The organism is Pedococcus sp. NPDC057267, assembly GCF_042668795.1.
In the GTDB taxonomy this organism is placed as follows: domain Bacteria; phylum Actinomycetota; class Actinomycetes; order Actinomycetales; family Dermatophilaceae; genus Pedococcus.
Genome location: NZ_JBHUYG010000033.1, coordinates 1 through 15,633, shown reverse-complemented (window position 1 = coordinate 15,633; position 15,633 = coordinate 1). Strand labels below are relative to the sequence as shown.

Below are 15,633 nucleotides of genomic sequence, written 5' to 3'. Positions count from 1 at the left end.
CGTGAACCCAGACCTCGTGGTCGTCGGGTCAGGTTTCTTCGGCCTGACCGTCGCCCAGAAGATCGCCCAAGAACACGGACGCCGAGTTCTCGTCATCGACCGTCGCAGCCACATCGGGGGCAACGCCTACAGCGAGGACGAGCCGCAGACGGGCATCGAGGTGCACCGGTACGGCGCGCACCTGTTCCACACGTCCAACGAGCGGGTGTGGAACTACGTCAACGAGTTCACCTCCTTCACCAACTACGTGCACCGCGTCTACACGCGCCACGCGGGTGAGGTGTACCCGATGCCGATCAACCTGGGCACGATCAACCAGTTCTTCCGCGCCGCCTACGGGCCGGACGAGGCACGCAGGCTGATCGCCGAGCAGGCAGCCGAGCTCGAGGGTCGCACCCCCACCAACTTCGTGGAGAAGGGGGTGTCCCTGATCGGTCGGCCGCTGTACGAGGCCTTCATCGCCCACTACACGGCCAAGCAGTGGCAGACCTCCCCGGAAGAGCTGTCCGCCGACATCATCAGCCGGCTGCCGGTGCGGTACACCTACGACAACCGGTACTTCAACGACACCTACGAGGGTCTCCCGACCGACGGGTACACGCGTTGGCTGGAGCGGATGGCGGACCACGACCGCATCGAGGTCCGGCTCGACACCGACTTCTTCGACGCCAGCCAGCCGGTCAACCGCGCCAACGTCGTCGGCAACGTCCCCGTGGTGTACACGGGCCCCGTCGACCGCTACTTCGACTACGCCGAGGGCCGCCTCGGCTGGCGGACGCTCGACTTCGAGCAGGAGGTGCTCCCCACCGGAGACTTCCAGGGCACCTCGGTGATGAACTACCCGGACGAGGACGTCCCCTTCACCCGGATCCACGAGTTCCGTCACTTCCACCCGGAGCGCGACTACCCGAAGGACAAGACCGTGATCATGCGTGAGTTCTCCCGGTTCGCGGAGGGCGACGACGAGCCCTACTACCCGGTCAACACGCCCGCGGACCGTGAGCGCCTGCTGAAGTACCGCGACCTCGCGCGCCGGGAGCAGGGCGTCGTGTTCGGCGGTCGCCTGGGCACGTACAAGTACCTCGACATGCACATGGCCATCGGAGCAGCCCTGTCCGTGGTCGACAACCGGTTGGCGGGTCACTTCGACCGCGGGGAGGACCTCCAGAGCGGAGGGGTGGACGAGTGAGCACCACGATGACGGCGGACGTGACGCAGGAGCAGACGACGGCGGGCCATCGGGTCGCCCAGCGAGTCATCTTCCCCCCGTCCGGGGACCTGGACGTCCTGGCGGTCTACATCGACCGCAAGAAGGCCGACGCCGAGAGCAGCGCGCACCCTGACGACGTCCTCGGACGTCACAGCGTCCGGGTCCGTCCCGGTCGTCGCATGTCCTTCGGTTCGTACTTCAACGCGTTCCCCGCGAGCTACTGGCGACGGTGGACGGTCGTCGAGACCGTCCGCCTCGTGGTGACCACGAGCGGGCCGTGCACGGTCATCGTGTACCGGTCGAACGCCAAGGGTGCGCCGCAGCGCGTGGAGTCCCTGCGCGTGGACGGCGAACGCAGCCGGACGGTCGTCGACCTGTCCCTGCAGACCTTCGGTGACGGCGGCTGGTACTGGTTCGACGTCATCGCGGGGACCGAGCCGGTGGTCCTCGACGGTGCGGAGTGGCTCGTGCCCGACGCGGGCCGCCCCCATGGCCGGACCAGCCTCGCCGTCACGACCTTCAACCGGGCCGACTACTGCCTGGAGACCATCCGGGCCGTCGCCGGCGACGCCGGGCTGCGCACGGTCCTCGACGAGCTCATCGTCGTGGACCAGGGCACCGACAAGGTGGCCGACCAGGACGGTTTCGACGAGCTCGCGGCTGAGCTCGGGCCGCAGCTGCGCGTCATCGAGCAGCCGAACCTCGGAGGCTCCGGCGGGTTCTCGCGGGGCATGTACGAGGTCGTCAAGGCTGCGAAGAGCGACTACGTCATCCTCCTGGACGACGACATCAACCTCGAGACGGCGAGCATCGAGCGACTGACGGCGTTCGCCGACCTGTGCCGGACGCCGACCATGGTGGGCGGACACATGTTCGACCTCTACAACCGCTCGGTGCTCCACACCTTCGGCGAGGTCGTCGAGCCGTGGATCTGGGGTCCCCGCAACGCCGGTGTGGGGACGTACTTCCGGCACGACTTCTCGCGCACGGGACTGCGCGACTCGAAGGTGCTGCACCAGTGCGTCGACGTCGACTACAACGGCTGGTGGATGACCCTCATCCCCACGGACGTGATCCGCAGGATCGGTCTGGCCATCCCCGTCTTCATCAAGTGGGACGACTCCGAGTACGGGCTGCGGGCTCGGGCCGCCGGCGTCCCGACCGTGTCCCTGCCGGGTGCGGCCGTGTGGCACGTGTCCTGGGGTGACAAGGACGACCTGGTGGGGTGGCAGTCCTACTTCCACGAGCGCAACCGCCTGATCTCCGCGCTGATGCACTCGCCGCTGCCCAAGGGCGGTGACCTGCTCCGCGACTCGACCATGCTCGACATGAAGCACCTGGTCTCCATGCAGTACTACACCGTCAACGGACGCCTCCAGGCGCAGCGTGACGTGCTGGCGGGCCCGGACCGGCTGCACGAGATCCTGCCCACGCGGCTGGCAGAGATCCGCTCCGACGCCCAGGAGTACGACGACGGGCGGGTGGCCAAGGACGTCGACGCCTTCCCCCACGTCATGCGCCGCAAGCCGCGCAAACCCGGCAAGTCCACCCCGCCCAACCGCATCGAGCTCCTGCCCAAGGCGGGTCTGTCGGTGCTGCGGCAGCTGTTCCCGGTGGACCCGACCGCGGCCGACCACCCCCAGGCCCGCATCGCCCACAAGGACGCCTCCTGGTGGCGCATCGCCCAGCAGGACAGCGCCATCGTCTCGACCGCGGACGGCACGGGCGCGTCTTGGTACAAGCGCGACCAGCGCCGGGCGCGTGCCATGCTCAAGGCGTCCGCCGCCCAGCACGCCAAGCTGTACCGCCACTGGGACGAGCTCGCCCGCGCGTACCGCGAGGCGCTGCCACGCATCACCTCCTTCGAGGCCTGGGAGCGCACGTTCGGCATCTCCGAGGACGGGTAGGCGTGGCCGCTCCGGCCGCTGCGCACCCGGAGGCCCTGCGAAGCCCCGGTCGGAGCGCAGGGCTCCTCGACGTCTACCGCTGGCGGTTCCTCCTTCGACTGCTCGTCCGCAAGGAGCTCCGGGTCCGCTACCGGGGATCGGTGCTCGGGCTCCTGTGGAGCTACGTCAAGCCGGGCGTGCAGCTCGTGGTCTTCTACGTGGCGATGGGCAAGTTCCTCGGGCTGGACCGCCAGCAGCCGAACTACATCATCTACCTGTTCTCCGGCATCGTGATGGTGAACTACTTCTCTGAGGTGTTCAGCAACACGACCCGGGCGATCGTGCTCAACGCGGACCTGGTCAAGAAGATCTACCTGCCGCGCGAGCTCTTCCCGGTGTCGTCGGTGTGGGTGGCCATGGTCCACCTCTTCCCGCAGCTGGCGGTCCTCGTCCTCGCCGCAGTGGTGGGGGGTTGGCGTCCGGGCGGCCTGAACCTGCTCGCCTGCCTGGGCGCGCTGCTCATCACCACGCTGGCGGGCCTGGGCCTCGGTCTGGTCTTCGGCGCCGTCAACGTGCTCTTCCGTGATGCGGAGAACCTGGTCGACCTGATCCTCATGATGGCGACCTGGCTCTCTCCCGTCCTGTACACCTGGGACAAGGCGTACGGCGTGCTGGGAGGGACCCCGCTGTGGTGGGTCTACCAGGCGAACCCGGGTACCGCGGCGATCCAGCTCGCGCACTACGGCTTCTGGCTGCCCAGCCAGAAGGTCACCGACAAGTACGCCCACCACGTCGGCCTGCCCGCCGTGCCGTTCCACTTCGTGTGGTGGGGGCTGCTCGGCCTGGCCACGTCCGTCCTGCTCGTCGTGGTCGGTCAGTTCGTCTTCCGGCGGCTCGAGGGTCGCTTCGCACAGGAGTTGTGAGTGGCGTCAGCTATCGAGGTCCGCAACGTGACCAAGCGGTTCACCCTGCGGCACACCCGCTCCATCAAGGAGCTCGTCGTGTGGACCTTCAGGGGACGTGGGCGGGAGCTGTCGTCGAACACCTTCAACGCGCTCGATGACGTCTCGTTCACGATCGAGCAGGGCGAGGCCGTGGCGCTCGTCGGCTTCAACGGCTCGGGCAAGTCGACGCTGCTCAAGCTCATCTCGGGGGTGATGCTGCCCGACGCGGGAACGATCGGCGTGCGCGGACGGGTGGCCGGGCTCATCGAGGTCGGCGCAGGGTTCCACCCCGACCTCACGGGCCGCGAGAACATCTACCTCAACGGAGCCATCCTGGGCATGTCGGAGAGGGACATCGACGCGAAGTTCGACGACATCGTCGCCTTCAGCGAGATCGAGCGGTTCATCGACACCGAGGTGAAGTTCTACTCCTCGGGCATGTTCCTGCGCCTGGCCTTCTCCGTCGCGGCATACAGCGAGCCCGACATCTTCCTCATCGACGAGATCCTCGCGGTGGGCGACGAGCCGTTCCAGCGCAAGTGCCTCCAGCGGATCAGCGAGCTGCGCGCCATGGGGCAGACCCTCGTGATCGTCAGCCACGAGCTGGACATGGTCGCACGGGTGTGCGACCGCGGCGTGGTCCTGAGGTCGGGGGCCGTCACGATGGACGGGCCCGTGCAGGAGGCGGTCGACTTCCTGCGGAGCGACGCGTGAGCACGGTGACCCACTGGACGGGTGCCCTGCCCGTCCTGCTCCTCGTCGCGTCGGTCGTCGTCCTCCCCGGGCTCGTCATCGGACTGGCCCTGGGGCTGCGCCGCGAGGAGTCGTTCGGGGCGGCGCCGGCGCTGTCCCTGGGCGCGATCGCGATCGCCGACGTGGTGTCCATGGTCCTGCGCGTGCCGTGGGGCCTGGGCGTGGTCCTCGCGGTCAGTGCGGTGCTCGCCGTGCTGGCGTGGGGAGTGGGGTTCCTCATGGCCAGGACGTCGTCACTGCAGCGACCGCCGGAGCCCCGCCACGGGTGGGCGTGGTCGGCCGGCATCGTGGCCGCGGGCTGCCTCGTGAGCGCGGGTGCCATTGCCCGGGGCATCGGCTCGCCCGAGTCGATCAGCCAGACCTTCGACTCCGCCCTGCACGTCAACGGCATCGCCAACGTCGTCTCACACCGCTCGGCTGCTCCCTCGGTCGTGGGCGCCGCCGCCATGCCGACCGGGCACGCGCCGTTCTACCCGCCCCTCTTCCACGGGATCGCGGGACTGGCCGGGATCACCCTCGGCACGAACCCCATCGTGGCCGCCAACGTGGTCGCCGTGGTGCTTGCGGGGGTGATGTGGCCGCTGTCGATGATGCTCCTGCTGCGGACCGTCGCCGGCCCGTCGCGGTTCGCGCTCGCGATGGGGATGGGGATGGTCTGCGTCGTTTCCGTCTTCCCCGCGATGCTGGTGTCCTACGGGGTCCTGTGGCCGAACGCCCTGAGCTACTCGATCGTGCCGGCGGCGCTCGCCCTGGGTGTCCTGCTGGTGCGCCGGAGCTCATTCCCCTGGATCGGCGTTGTGCAGGCAGGGTGTGCCCTCGTCGTCATCGTCCCCGGCCTCTACTACAGCCACCCCGGTGCCGCCTTCGCCCTGGCGGCGCTCGGCCTGCCGGTCCTGGCGGCGGCCGAGGTCGGTCTGGTCCGGTCCAGCTGGTCGCACCCGGGCAGGCGGGCTGTCGCCCTGGGCGTCGTGGTGGCCACCGTCGTGGGCCTGTGGGCGGTCTGGCTCGGCCTGTACCACGTCCCGTCGCTCAACGCGGTACGGCACTTCTACTGGAGCCCGCGCCAGACACAGGCCCAGGCCGTCGGCGAGGCGCTGTTCCTCACCTCCACCCTGTCGCACGGGGTGGTGTCCGTGGGAGTGCTCGTGGTGGTGGGGTGTGTCTGGGCGGTCCGCCACCGCTGCAGGGTGTGGCTGGTCGCGTCCCACCTGGTGGTCGTGGCGCTGTGCGTCATCAGCACGACGACCGACGGTGAGTTCCGGTCCACGGTCACGGGCTTCTGGTACAACGACGGGTTCCGCGTGGCAGCGCTCCTGCCGGTCACCGGCATACCTCTCGCGGTCCTCGGCGCGCTGTGGGCCCGCGATGCCCTCACCGCCCGGTTCGGGACCTGGGCGTCCCGCCCTGCCCGGGTTCCCGTGCTGGCGCGCCCGGCCGTCTCGTCACGGCTGACCCTGGCGTCCGCCGCCACGGTCGCCCTCGTGACGGTCCTCCTGCTCCCGGGCACGGACCCGCTGTCCAAGGTCGTGTCGACGGTCAGCTACACGTATGCCGGCTTCCCGGACCCCCTCGTGACCCCGGACGAGGCGGCCCTGTACCGGCGGATCAGTACGTGGAGCCAGCCGGGGTCCGAGATCCTCGCCAACCCGTGGACGGGCGGGGTGTACGCCGGTGTCCTGAGCGGGCGCGAGGTCGTCTTCCCGCACATGGTGACGGCGACCGACCCGACGCGCGCGCTGCTGATGAAGTCCTTCGACCGTTTCACGACCGACCCGGCGGTCTGCCGCGCCGTCAAGAGCCTGCGGATCGGGATCGTGGTCGACGACTCCCAGAAGTTCGACCCCGTGGTATCGCAGGCGCGGATCGCCCAGTACCCGGGCCTGGACCACCTGCAGCGGACGCGGGGGCTGACCCTCCTCGGCCGTTCGGCCACTGCATCGGTGTACCGGGTCGGCGACTGCTCGGTCGGCTGAGCCGCGCCCCCCGGCTCGACCGCGCCGCCACCTTGCCGTTTGGTAACGATCACCGGGTATCGCCGTGACGTGCGCACATCTCTGCCCAGAATGTCCGGGGCACCGAGTCGGTTCGCGTGCCCGCAGGGGATTCCGACCACGCTCCCAACCACGATGGGTTCTCGCATGACCGACACGTCCCGGCAGATCTCGATGGGGAAGGGCTCCACCCGCTCCAGGGCGCGGCGTTGCTGTTCCTTCCTGGGCGGCGTGGCACTCGCGTTGGCGGCTCTGCCCGCCGTCGTCGTCTCGGCGCCGGCGGCCCAGGCCCAGACCCAGGCCCCGGCACGACCCGCGCCCGTCAAGCCGCACGTCCAGCACGTGTCCCTGCAGGGTGTCCCCGTCGCGCAGCCCCTCCGCGAGCAGCGGCAGGTCCTGGACCAGGGGCAGAAGGACCCGGTGGCGACCGCGCACGCCGCCGCGGTGACGCCCGAGCAGCCACTGGCCGGCCCGGTCGCGGTCGTCGGGGTCTCCTGGCCGCGAGGTGCTGTCGGTCGCACGGAGTCCTTCCAGGTGCGAACCCTGACGGCCGGGGCGTGGACGCCCTGGCAGGCACTGGACTCGAGCGACATCGGCGCCGATCCCGGGAGCTCGGAGGCGCGTGGCCGCCCGGCAGTCGACGGGACGGACCCCTACGTGGTCACGGGCGCCACGCGGGTCCAGGTGCGTGCCCTGACCAGCCGCCAGGCCGTCCCGGCGCAGGCCTCGGTGTCCGTGATCGACCCCGGCACCTCGTCCGCCCCGGCCGCCCCGGCTGCCGGACCGGGCCAGGGTCCCTCGGCCGCCCCCGCGACGTTGCGGACGACCGTCCCCGGCTCCGTCGACACCGCACCTGCCGTGCTCCAGTCGCCGGCACCGGCGGCCGTCGAGACCACCGCGCTCGCCGCGCGCCCGCAGATCTACAGCCGGGCCGACTGGGGCGCCGACGAGTCCATCCGCAAGGGCACGCCCGACTACGGGCAGGTGCAGATGGCCTTCGTCCACCACACGGACGGCTCCAACAACTACCAACCCGGCGACGTGCCGGCGATCATCCGCGGCATCTACGCGTACCACGTCCTCACGGAGGGGTGGAACGACATCGGCTACAACTTCCTCGTCGACCGCTTCGGTCGGATCTGGGAGGGCCGCTACGGGGGCGTGGACAAGGCCGTCATCGGCGCCCAGACGCTCAACTACAACACCTGGTCCACGGGTGTCGCCGCCATCGGGACGTTCACCACGGCGGCCCCGCCGGCAGCCCTCCTCACGGGGATCGAGCAGGTGCTCGCGTGGAAGTTCAGCGTCCACGGCATACCGGCGACGGGCAGCGTGTGGGTGCGCGACAAGTACTTCAACCGCATCTCGGGCCACCGAGACGGCTTCGCCACCACCTGCCCCGGGCAGATGCTCTACGACCAGCTGCCGACCATCAGGTCCGTCGTGAAGTCGTTGATCGGCACCCAGGTGGCGTCTCCGCTGACCCGGCGGGGACAGGTGCTTGCCTATCCCGGGACCAGCGTCCCACCCACGCTCTCGGGGGCGCCCGCACTGCTGCGCCTGGCGTCGCCCACTCCCGTGCGCGACGGCCAGGTGGTGGGTAACGGCTGGAACGGGTTGCGCAACATCACGGTCACGCCCGACCTGTCGGGTGACGGTGCTCCCGACGTCCTGGCCGTCGACCCGGGGACGGGGCGCCTGCGCCTGTACCGCGGCAACGGCCGCGGCGGGTTCCTCGGCATGACCGCGTCGGGCTCGGGGTGGCAGAACATGACGAGGTTGATCCCGGCAGGTGACTGGGACGGCGACGGCCACAACGACCTGCTGGCGGTGAACAGCGCCGGGCAGCTGGTCCTGTACTCCGGGGACGGCGCCGGCTGGTTCCGTGGCGCCACCGTCGTCGGGACGGGGTGGAACGTGATGTCCTCGGTGTTCCTGGCCGGGGACGTCGACCACGACGGGACGGCCGACCTCGGCGCGGTGCGCGCGTCCGACGGTGCCCTCCTCCTCTACCCGCACCTGCGTGACGGGTCCTGGGGAGATGCGCAACGGTGGGGCGGGGGCTGGGGCTCGTTCACCGCGCTGAACGGTGGCATCGACCTCGACGCGGACGGCAACCAGGGCGACCTGCTGGCCCGGGACGCCAGCGGGCGGATGCGCACCTACTACGCGGACGCGGGCGGCCAGCTCACCCGGAGCAACGTGTGGGGGAGCGGCTGGGCGGGCCTGACCAACCTGTCCTCGGGCGTCGACTTCGACGGGGACGGCACCAGCGACCTCCTGGCCGTGAGCCCGTCGGCCTCGGCCGGCGCACTCGTGCTCTACGCCGGCACCGCGGCCCGTGACTTCAACGCACCGGCGAGCGACCCGGGGATCTCCGTGCCCGGGGCGAACTGGGTGCGTGTCGTGGGCGACGTCGACGGTGACGGCTACCCGGACGCCGTGGCGAGGACCGACGCGGGCGCGCTGCTGGCCATGAAGGGCTCTGCGTCCGGGCGGTTCGGGCAGCCCTTCACGATCGGCTCGGACTGGCAGGCCTTCGACCTGGTGGAGCCCGCGGGCGACCTCAACAACGACGGTGTCCCGGACCTGGTGGCGCGGACACCCGCCGGTGAGCTGTACATCTACCCGATGACCGCCTCCTTCGGCTTCCTGCCCCGCTACGACAGCGGCGGTGGCTGGCAGGCGATGAGCAGCCTGGCCGGGGTCGGCAGCTTCAACGACGACACCAACCACGACGTGGTGGCCCTGCGGCCCTCCGACGGTGCGCTGCTGCTGTTCCGCGGCGGTGGGCCGGGCACCCTCGTGGAGTCCACGGTCATGGCCTCGGGGCAGAACGACCTGGCGCAGGTGCTGGGCGTGGGTGACGTGAACGGCGACGGTGTCAACGACGTCGTCGCGAGGGACCGCGGCGGTCGGCTGTGGCTGTATGCCGGTGCCGGTTCCGGTCGCCTGCAAGCGGGCCGGCAGCCGATCTCGGCGCCGGTCGTGCAGGTGATCGGCTGATGGAGGGACACAACTCGTGAGGACGTCGATGGGTTCGAGGCGGAGCCGGGTCGGTCGAGGCCTGCTGGCCGGTGTCGTGGCGGTGGCAGGCATGCTGGCCACGGCCACCGGCGCGCGGGCCGACGAGGTGTACCCGGCGACGTCGGACGGCATCCTCCACCTGCACGGGCACGGCTGGGGGCACGGCCACGGGATGTCCCAGTACGGCTCACTGGGGGCGGCCAACGCCGGGCTGAAGTGGCCCGCGATCCTGTCGTTCTACTACCAGAACACCAGCCGGACCTCGATCGGCAACCCCACGCTCAGGATCAACGTCCCGAGGGTGTCCTCGAGCGGCATCATCCAGGTCCGCAACACCACGACGCTCAGGTTGTCCTGGACCGGCAACACCGGCACCTGGGCATCCGTCGGCTCGGACACCCGCTACCCCGCCAGCGCCTGGCGCATCCGCGCCACCGGGAACGGCACGAGCGTGGTCGAGTACTACCGCACCGGGACCAACGCCTGGACGCTGTACGGCAACCCTCCCTCGGGTTACGCGGTCTTCGACGACCCCACGGCCGGCACCGTGACGGCGATGCTGTCCAGCGGTGACCAGGTCGTCTACCGGGGCCAGCTGCGTGGCGTGATGTCGGGGACCACGCTGGTGCCGGTCGTCGCCATGCCCATGGAGGACTACCTCAAGAGCGTGGTGCCCAGCGAGAGCCCGTCCTCGTGGCCCCTCGACGCCCTCGGCGCCCAGGCCGTGGCCGCGAGGAGCTACGCGGAGTACTACCGCCAGCACCCGCGCGCGGCGCAGTACGACATCTGCGACTCCACGGCCTGCCAGGTGTTCTCGGGGACCAGCATCAACGGCTCGCCGCGGGAGTACGCCTCGTCGAACCAGGCGATCGCCGCCACGGCGGGGACGGTCCTCACCTACCAGGGTGCCGTCGTCTTCGCGGAGTTCTCCTCGTCCAACGGCGGGTGGACCAGCTACGGGGGAAAGCCGTACCTGCTGGCCCGGCAGGACCCGTACGACGCGACCCCCAGCAACCCGAACCACTCGTGGGACGCGAGCATCCCGGTGACCACGATCCAGGGCAGGTGGCCGCAGATCGGCACCTACCGCGACCTGCGCATCACCCAACGGGACGGCAACGGCGAGTGGGGAGGCCGCGTCCTCCAAGCCGTGGTCGAGGGGAGCGCAGGCTCGGTCACGGTCTCCGGCACCGCGTTCCAGTCCGCCTTCGGGCTCAAGTCCGAGTGGTTCATCCCCTTCAACCCTCCGTCCTACCCCTCCTGGCCGCGCGACTTCACCGGTGACGGCAACGCCGACGTCATGGGGGTCGACTCGCAGAGCGGACGGCTCCGGCTCTACCCCGGCAACGGGACCGGCGGGTGGCAGGACCCCGTCGTGATGGGCCCCGGGTGGGGTGGTTTCGCCAAGGTCTTCACCGCCGGCACGTGGGACGGCGACAACGTGTCCGACGTCATGGCGCAGGGGACGGACGGCACGTTGTACCTGTACCCGGGCACCGGGGCCGGTGGCCTCGGCGCACCACGCGTGGTCGGCAACGGGTGGCAGGTCATGGACACGGTGTTCGCCACCGGGGACTTCAACGGCGACGGCTGGAGCGACCTGCTCGCCCGACGGGCGTCGGACGGGGCCCTGCTCCTGTATGCCGGTGACGGGCAGGGCGGATTCCTCTCCAGCCGCCAGGTGGGCTCCGGGTGGGGTGGGTTCACGGCCGTGTTCTCGCCCGGCGACTTCGACGGCGACGGCAACCCCGACGTCCTCGCACGTGCCGCAGACGGCAGCCTCTGGCTCTACCCCGGTGACGGCCGTGGCGGCTGGCGCAGCCCGCGCGTCGTCGGCACGGGCTGGAACGGCTTCACCGCCCTGACGTCGCCCGGCGACTTCGACGGCGACGGTCGGGCCGACGTCCTCGCCCGGGCCGCGGACGGGACCCTGCGCCTGTACCCCGGCAACGGTGCCGGTGGCTGGCGTGCGCCCGTGACCGTAGGCACCGGGTGGGGGATCTTCTCGACGATCCTGCCCTGACGGACGCCTCGACTGTCCGTGCAGGACGAGCTGCGCACGGGTCCCCTCCCGTGACGGGAGGGGACCCGCGCGCCGTGCTCAGGTGAGGTCGACGGTGAAGGCGGGCTCGGTGCGCTCGCGCACCTCCTCCTCGGTGACACCCTCGGCGAGCTCGCGCAGGACGAGGCCGTCGTCGGTGACGTCGAGGACGCACAGGTCGGTGATGATGCGCTGGACGACGCCGCGGCCGGTGTAGGGCAGCGAGCACTCGTCGACGATCTTGTACGACCCGTCCTTGGCGTTGTGCTCCATGAGGACGATGACCTTCTTGGCGCCGTGGACCAGGTCCATCGCACCGCCCATGCCCTTGACCATCTTGCCGGGGATCATCCAGTTGGCGATGTCGCCCCTTGCGGACACCTGCATCGCACCGAGGATGGCCGCGTCGACCTTGCCGCCGCGGATCATCCCGAACGACGTGGCGGAGTCGAAGAAGGAGGAGCCGCGCCGCAGGGTGACGGTCTCCTTGCCGGCGTTGATGAGGTCGGGGTCCTCCTCGCCGTCGACCGGGTAGGCGCCGACGCCGAGGATGCCGTTCTCGGACTGCAGCACGATCTCGACGTCGTCCGGGACGTAGTTCGGCACGAGGGTCGGCAGGCCGATGCCCAGGTTGACGTAGGAGCCGTCGGACAGCTCGCGGGCGGCGCGGGCCGCCATCTGCTCACGGGTGAGTGCCATGTCAGGCCTCCTGGCTCTCGGCGGTGGGGCGGGGTCGCACGGTGCGGCGCTCGATCCGCTTGTCGGCGGCCTGCTCGGGGGTCAGGGGCAGCACGCGGTGCACGTAGATGCCGGGCAGGTGGATCGTGTCGGGGTCGAGCTCGCCGGGCTCGACGAGCTCCTCGACCTCGGCGACAGTGACCCGCCCGGCCATGGCGGCGAGCGGGTTGAAGTTGCGGGCGGACTTGTTGAAGACGAGGTTGCCGTGCCGGTCGCCCTTCCACGCGCGGACCAGGCCGAAGTCGGCGACGATCGCGTGCTCGAGGACGAACTCCTTGTCCTCGCCGTCGACGGTGAAGACCTTGGTCTCCTTGCGCGGCGACTCCTTGACCACGTTGCCCTCGGCGTCGTACTTCCACGGCAGGCCGCCCTCGGCGACCTGGGTGCCGGCGCCGGTCACGGTGTAGAACGCCGGGATGCCCGACCCGCCGGCGCGCAGCCGCTCGGCCAGGGTGCCCTGGGGCGTGAGCTCCACCTCGAGCTCGCCGTGCAGGTACTGGCGCTCGAACTCCTTGTTCTCCCCGACGTAGGAGGAGACCATCCGGCGGATCCGCTTGTCCTTGAGCAGGATCCCGAGCCCCCAGTCGTCGACGCCACAGTTGTTGCTGATCGCCTCGAGGTCGCTCACCCCCGCATCGTGGATCGCCGCGATGAGCACGCTCGGGATGCCGCAGAGCCCGAAACCGCCCACCGAGAGGGAGGAGCCGTCGACGATCCCGTCGATGGCCTCGGCAGCAGTGGAGACGACTTTGTCCATGGCGTGGACTCTAGTGGGCCGGTGCGCGGCGTCCTGCGTGGCGCCTGCCCACCGTTCGCCCGCTTCGGCATGGCCGGGACACACCGTCCCGCACCGGGCCGTACCGATCGAACAGCGACGGGCCGGGACGACCCGTCCGCTGCCGCACCGGGGCCCGCACCGATCGACCACCGACGGCCCGGGGCGACCCGTCCCACCCCCGCATCGTCCGAACGGCTGATGCGAGGAGGAATTCCACGTCTGTAGTTCCCGTCACGGGCTTGTGACGGCTGTGAACTGCTGGGACAAATGTCTGACCCGGTCGCCCCACGCCACCGGCCCGATTCAGACCCGCCGCGCCATCCCTGCGGCTCGAACCTCCCGGAGCGTCAGCCAGTGCGAGCGTCCTACGCGGTCCGCGCCATCGGTGCGGTCACCATCCCCGCCGTCACCCTTCCGCTCACCGCGGCCGCGGTGAGCGCCGCAGCCCCGGCAGCGACGGTGAGGATCCCGCCACCGCCGACCAAGCCGTTGCCGGCAGCGCTCGACATCGCCGAGCCGTACGTGGGCCAGAGCACCTGCGACCCCACGGCCAAGCCGTACGTCGTGAAGTTCGGGGACCTGCTCAGGAGCCACTACGCGTCGGTGACCACGACGTCGTACGGCATCAGCCGCAACTGCAACAGCGGTGTCACCGAGCACTCCGAGGGCCGCGCGCTCGACTGGATGCTCAGCGTCAACGACCCCACCCAGAAGGCCGTGGCGGACTCGGTGACCCAGTGGCTGTCGGCGCCTGACGCCCAGGGCCGGCCCGGAGCCATGGCCCGCCGCTTCGGGATCATGTACATCATCTGGAACCGGAAGATGTGGCGTGCCTACGACCCCGGCCGCGGCTGGGCGCCCTACACCGGTTCCTCCCCGCACACCGACCACATCCACTTCTCGTTCTCCTGGGACGGGGCCTACGGCCGCACCTCTTGGTGGACGGGCAAGCCCCTGACCTCGGTCGGTGGGCGGCCCGGGGCGCCCCTGCCGACGACGCCGCCCGCCACGCCGTCAGCCACCTACAGCGTGCTCGTGCAGTCGGCGACCGGTGCCGACGTCGTCCTGGCCCAGAAGGCGCTCCGGGTCACGGCGGACGGGGTCTTCGGGCCCCAGACCCTGGCGGCCCTGATCGCCTGGCAACGGGCGCAGTCGCTGCCTGCCTCCGGCAGCGTCGACGTCGCCACGTGGGCCAGGATGATCGCGCTCAAGCTCGTGCCGGCGCGACCCGTCACCGCGACGACCGTGCCGACCCGGCCCGCGCCGCCGGCCAAGCCCGTGCCGCCGGCCAAGCCGGTGCCGCCGGCCAAGCCGGTGAGCGTGGTCACGCCCACACCGTCCGGCCCCCTGGCGCCGTATGCGAAGTCCACGATCAGGCGCGGCTCGACGGGGGATGCCGTGCGCGCCCTGCAGGGTGCGCTGTCGATCACGGTCGACGGCGGCTACGGCCCCATCACCGAGGCCGCGGTCAAGGCCTTCCAGACCCGGCGGAACCTTCCGGCGAACGGCGTCTGCGGCCCGGCCACGTGGGCCGCCCTCATGGGATCGGGGCCGACCTCTGCGCCCGTCCCCGGTCCATCGGCAGGGACGGGTGCGGCCACCGGCAGCAGCACGGCCTCGCGGGACACGACGCGGACGAGCACCGAGTACACCGGACTGCTCACCACCGTGCTGCGGTCGGGGTCCCGGGGTGACGCGGTCAAGGCCCTGCAGCGGGCCCTGGGCGGAGTCGCGGTGGACGGCGCCTACGGCCCGCGTACCGTGGCCGCGGTCCAGGCGTTCCAGCGGGCGCAGAAGCTGCCGGTGACGGGCGTCACCGACACCACGGTCTGGCGGGCGCTCGAGCGTCGCGACCACCCCCTGCTCGCGTACTACGGCACGGTGCTGCGCAGCGGGTCCCAGGGCCCCGCCGTGGCCGCCCTGCAGAAGGCCCTGCGGCTGACCCCGGACGGGCAGTACGGGCCCCTGACCGTTGCGGCCGTCAAGGCGCTGCAGGGGCGAGCCAGGCTCGCCAGTACCGGCACGGTGGCGACGTTGACGTGGCAGGCCCTCGATGCGGAGCTGCGCTCGCGGTAGGCCCCGCGCTGCGCCGACCGTCTGGGGAGGACACCCTGCACGTGTCCTGCCCACGTCGCCGCCCGGGCGCACCGGGCGGCGGGGCCCGTCTAGGTGTACTGACCCGCGAGGTTGTTGACGCGGTTGATGGGTGGTCGTCCGGCGAGGGCGGTGTGGGCGCGGTGGTGGTTGTACTGGTGGAGCCAGTCT

General features: G+C 70.8%; 10 protein-coding genes. 8 read left to right on the top strand and 2 right to left on the bottom strand.

What is annotated here, in order from left to right:
* The first annotated feature begins 1 nt into the window (after position 1).
* From glf to ACFUC1_RS09255, 7 genes are all read left to right on the top strand, one after another.
* The gene (glf, locus tag ACFUC1_RS09285; protein WP_379118927.1) at positions 2 to 1,189 is read left to right on the top strand and encodes a UDP-galactopyranose mutase; all 1,188 of its coding nucleotides are present in this window, start codon (positions 2 to 4) and stop codon (positions 1,187 to 1,189) included.
* The gene (locus ACFUC1_RS09280; RefSeq protein ID WP_379118925.1) at positions 1,186 to 3,117 is read left to right on the top strand and encodes a glycosyltransferase; all 1,932 of its coding nucleotides are present in this window, start codon (positions 1,186 to 1,188) and stop codon (positions 3,115 to 3,117) included. Before glf ends, ACFUC1_RS09280 begins: the two co-directional genes overlap by 4 nt.
* 2 nt (positions 3,118 to 3,119) lie before the next feature.
* Positions 3,120 to 4,019, top strand: coding sequence for an ABC transporter permease (locus ACFUC1_RS09275; RefSeq protein WP_379118923.1), 900 nt, complete (start codon positions 3,120 to 3,122; stop codon positions 4,017 to 4,019).
* Positions 4,020 to 4,754 (top strand): ABC transporter ATP-binding protein, encoded by a 735-nt coding sequence (locus tag ACFUC1_RS09270; protein WP_379118921.1) that lies wholly within the window; start codon positions 4,020 to 4,022, stop codon positions 4,752 to 4,754.
* Positions 4,751 to 6,766: a DUF6541 family protein gene (locus ACFUC1_RS09265; RefSeq protein ID WP_379118919.1), complete on the top strand. Its 2,016-nt coding sequence runs from the start codon at positions 4,751 to 4,753 to the stop codon at positions 6,764 to 6,766. Before ACFUC1_RS09270 ends, ACFUC1_RS09265 begins: the two co-directional genes overlap by 4 nt.
* A gap of 165 nt (positions 6,767 to 6,931) precedes the next feature.
* Complete coding sequence (locus tag ACFUC1_RS09260; RefSeq protein ID WP_379118917.1) at positions 6,932 to 9,790, top strand: FG-GAP-like repeat-containing protein; 2,859 nt, start codon at positions 6,932 to 6,934, stop codon at positions 9,788 to 9,790.
* A 28-nt stretch (positions 9,791 to 9,818) separates the two neighbouring features.
* Complete coding sequence (locus tag ACFUC1_RS09255) at positions 9,819 to 11,834, top strand: SpoIID/LytB domain-containing protein (protein WP_379118915.1); 2,016 nt, start codon at positions 9,819 to 9,821, stop codon at positions 11,832 to 11,834.
* Between the two features lie 78 nt (positions 11,835 to 11,912).
* Here ACFUC1_RS09255 and ACFUC1_RS09250 read toward each other — a convergent pair whose 3' ends face one another.
* Positions 11,913 to 12,551 (bottom strand): 3-oxoacid CoA-transferase subunit B, encoded by a 639-nt coding sequence (locus tag ACFUC1_RS09250; protein WP_379118913.1) that lies wholly within the window; start codon positions 12,549 to 12,551, stop codon positions 11,913 to 11,915.
* Position 12,552: 1 nt separating this feature from the next.
* On the bottom strand, positions 12,553 to 13,347 hold the full coding sequence (locus ACFUC1_RS09245) for a CoA transferase subunit A (protein ID WP_379118911.1): 795 nt from the start codon (positions 13,345 to 13,347) through the stop codon (positions 12,553 to 12,555).
* A gap of 375 nt (positions 13,348 to 13,722) precedes the next feature.
* Here ACFUC1_RS09245 and ACFUC1_RS09240 point away from each other — a divergent pair, with 375 nt between their 5' ends.
* Positions 13,723 to 15,444 (top strand): peptidoglycan-binding protein, encoded by a 1,722-nt coding sequence (locus ACFUC1_RS09240; protein WP_379118909.1) that lies wholly within the window; start codon positions 13,723 to 13,725, stop codon positions 15,442 to 15,444.
* The last annotated feature ends 189 nt before the right edge of the window (positions 15,445 to 15,633 follow it).

Bases quoted from the DNA above. Each gene is read 5' to 3' on its own strand.
- ACFUC1_RS09260 (WP_379118917.1), top strand. From the start codon at position 6,932: ATGACCGACACGTCCCGGCAGATCTCGATGGGGAAGGGCTCCACCCGC.
- ACFUC1_RS09255 (WP_379118915.1), top strand. From the start codon at position 9,819: ATGGGTTCGAGGCGGAGCCGGGTCGGTCGAGGCCTGCTGGCCGGTGTC.
- ACFUC1_RS09250 (WP_379118913.1), bottom strand. From the start codon at position 12,551: ATGGCACTCACCCGTGAGCAGATGGCGGCCCGCGCCGCCCGCGAGCTG.
- ACFUC1_RS09245 (WP_379118911.1), bottom strand. From the start codon at position 13,347: ATGGACAAAGTCGTCTCCACTGCTGCCGAGGCCATCGACGGGATCGTC.